Annotated in this window: 2 protein-coding genes; one reads left to right on the forward strand and one right to left on the reverse strand. The window is 73.3% G+C overall.

What is annotated here, in order from left to right:
- Positions 1-392 (reverse strand): maltotransferase domain-containing protein (locus tag C1I97_RS33870; protein ID WP_146608382.1); only part of this gene is annotated, 392 nt, incomplete at its 3' end.
- A gap of 352 nt (positions 393-744) precedes the next feature.
- Between C1I97_RS33870 and C1I97_RS33875 the strand changes: the two genes are divergently transcribed.
- A partial coding sequence (locus C1I97_RS33875) for a glycosyltransferase family 1 protein (protein ID WP_111006839.1) occupies positions 745-3289 on the forward strand: 2545 nt, incomplete at its 3' end.

A 3289-nucleotide genomic window follows, 5' to 3' on the forward strand; every position in this document is an offset into this window, starting at 1 on the left:
TCGGTGCCGGGAGCCAGCTCGCGCATCGGCGTCCAGGGGCCGGGACGGCCCGCCGGATCGCGCAGGACCACGTTCGCGGCCACCGCGTCGTGGCCCTCGCGGAAGACGGTGGCCGAGATCTGGAACGACTCCCCGGTCACCGCCTTGGCGGGCCTGCGGCCCCGCTGGACGACCGGACGGACGTCGAGGACGGGGATCCGGCCCACGGCGGTGGTTCCGCTCGAGGAGGACCGTTCCGATGGCGGTGCGCTCCGCCGGCCGGGGTCGTGGGGCCGGTGCCCGGGTGGCGCGTCGGCGCCGGGCCTGCCGGGGGCCCCGCCTGCGCTGCCTGTGCGGCTTGCGCCGCTCGTGCTGGTTGTCGTTGGTGCTGCCGAGTGGTGCTTGGCGGGCATGACCGCTCCTGTCCGCGTCAACGAGGGTGTGGGCGGATGTCTGTGGGGAGGTGGGTCCTGCGTGTTCTACCTGTCGGGTGTACCGGAGGAGCCTTCCCACCCTATTCGGGTGAGCAATCCGGCACTTTGTTAACTACTCGCGCGTATGCCGACGCACAAGACCGGCCCGGTCCGGACACGGAAGGGACCGGCCCCGACCCGGTCTCTTCCGGGCACCGACCCGGTCCCTTCCGGGCACGGCGGCGCCCGGCGGTGTCCACACCCAGCGGCGGCCGCTCCCGGACCGGTACGGTTTTCAGTGACGGGGCGCACAGCGCAGTGCGTCCATCCAGCGAACGCGCCGAGGTGGCAAGTGAAGGCGATCCGTCGGTTCACCGTCCGTCCCGTTCTCCCCGAGCCCCTGCGCCCGCTCCATGAGCTGGCCCGCAACCTGCGCTGGTCCTGGCACGCCGAGACCCGTGACCTCTTCCAGTCCGTCGACCCCGAACGCTGGGCCTCCTCGGGCGGCGACCCCGTACGCCTGCTCGGCAGCGTGTCTCCGGCACGGCTGGCCGAGCTGGCCGGGGACCGCCGCTTCCTGCGCCGGCTGACCGCCGTCGCCGACGACCTGCACGACTACGTGACCGGCGACCGCTGGTACCAGGGCCGGCCGGCGGGCCTGCCCGCCGCCGTCGCGTACTTCTCGCCCGAGTTCGGCATCACGGCCGCGCTGCCGCAGTACTCCGGCGGCCTCGGCATCCTCGCCGGCGACCATCTGAAGGCGGCCAGCGACCTCGGCGTACCGCTGATCGGGGTCGGGCTGCTGTACCGGCACGGCTACTTCCGGCAGACCCTGTCCCGGGACGGCTGGCAGCAGGAGCACTACCCGGTCCTCGACCCCAACGAGCTGCCCGTCACCCTGCTGAAGAAGGCCGACGGCACCCCGGCACGGGTCTCGCTGGCGCTGCCCGGCGGCAAGGCCCTGCACGCCCGGATCTGGGTGGCCCAGGTCGGCCGGATTCCGCTGCTGATGCTGGACTCCGACGTCGAGGAGAACGACCTCGGCGAGCGCGGGGTGACCGACCGGCTCTACGGCGGCGGCAGCGAGCACCGGCTGCTGCAGGAGATGCTGCTGGGCATAGGAGGGGTGCGGGCGGTACGGACGTACTGCCGGCTCACCGGCCACCCCGACCCCGAGGTGTTCCACACCAACGAGGGCCACGCGGGCTTCCTCGGCCTGGAGCGCATCGCCGAGCTGTGTGACCGGGGGATGGACTTCGACGCGGGACTGGAGTCGGTGCGCGCGGGTACGGTCTTCACCACGCACACGCCCGTTCCGGCCGGCATCGACCGCTTCGACCGGGAGCTGGTCGCCCGCCACTTCGGGCCCGGCGCCGAGCTGCCGCGCATCGACGTCGAGCGAATCCTCCGGCTGGGCATGGAGACGTACCCCGGCGGCGAGCCGAACCTGTTCAACATGGCGGTGATGGGTCTCAGGCTGGCCCAGCGCGCCAACGGCGTCTCGCTGCTGCACGGAACGGTCAGCCGGGAGATGTTCGCCGGGCTGTGGCCGGGATTCGACCCCGAGGAGGTGCCGATCACCTCCGTGACCAACGGTGTGCACGCCCCGACCTGGGTGGCCCCGGAGGTCTTCCGGCTCGGCGCCCGGCAGGTCGGCGCCCACCGCACCGAGGACGCGCTGACCACGGGCGGCTCCGAACGCTGGGACGCCGTCGCCGACATCTCCGACCAGGACGTCTGGGACCTGCGCCGCGACCTGCGCGAGCAACTGGTCACCGAGGTGCGCGATCGGCTGCGGGCCTCCTGGCGGCAGCGCGGCGCGGGTGCGGCCGAGCTGGGCTGGATCGACGGCGTGTTCGACCCCGACGTGCTGACGATCGGCTTCGCGCGCCGGGTGCCGTCGTACAAGCGCCTGACGCTGATGCTGCGCGACCGCGACCGGCTGATGGACCTCCTGCTGCACCCCGAGCGGCCGGTCCAGATCGTGGTCGCGGGCAAGGCGCACCCGGCCGACGAGGGCGGCAAGCGGCTCATCCAGGAGCTGGTCCGCTTCGCCGACGACCCGCGGGTGCGCCACCGGATCGCCTTCCTGCCGGACTACGGCATGGCGATGGCGCAGAAGCTGTACCACGGCTGCGACGTCTGGCTGAACAACCCGCTGCGCCCGCTGGAGGCGTGCGGCACGTCCGGCATGAAGGCCGCGCTCAACGGCTGCCTCAACCTCTCCGTCCTGGACGGCTGGTGGGACGAGTGGTACCAGCCCGACTTCGGCTGGGCCATCCCCACCGCGGACGGTACCGGCTACGACCCCGACCACCGCGACGACATCGAGGCCGCCGCGCTGTACGACCTGCTGGAGCAGCGGGTCGCACCCCGCTTCTACGAGCGCGGCCGGGACGGGCTGCCCGACCGGTGGATCGAGATGGTCCGCCAGACCCTGACGCTGCTCGGCCCGAAGGTGCTGGCGGGCCGCATGGTCCGCGAGTACGTCGAGCGGCTCTACGCCCCCGCTGCCCACGCCCACCGCGCCCTGGACCCGGACGCGGCGCGCGAGCTCGCGCGGTGGAAGGCGCGGGTGCGCGGTGCCTGGCACGAGGTGACGGTGGACCACGTGGAGACCGCCTCCCCCGTCGCCGAACGCACGGGGGGACTCCCCTCCACGGCCACCGCCGAACTCGGCACCACCCTCGGCCTGCGGGTGCGCGTGGGCCTGGGCAGCCTCGGCCCGGACGACGTGGAGGTGCAGGCCGTCTCCGGCCGGGTGGACGAGGAGGACCGCATCACCGACGCCACGCCCGTCTCCCTGAAACCCACGGGCGCCCCCGAACCCGACGGCCGCTGGGTCTACGAGGGCCCGCTCTCCCTGGACCGCACCGGCCCCTACGGCTACACGGTCC

The organism is Streptomyces sp. NTH33, assembly GCF_003236365.1.
Taxonomy (GTDB): domain Bacteria; phylum Actinomycetota; class Actinomycetes; order Streptomycetales; family Streptomycetaceae; genus Streptomyces.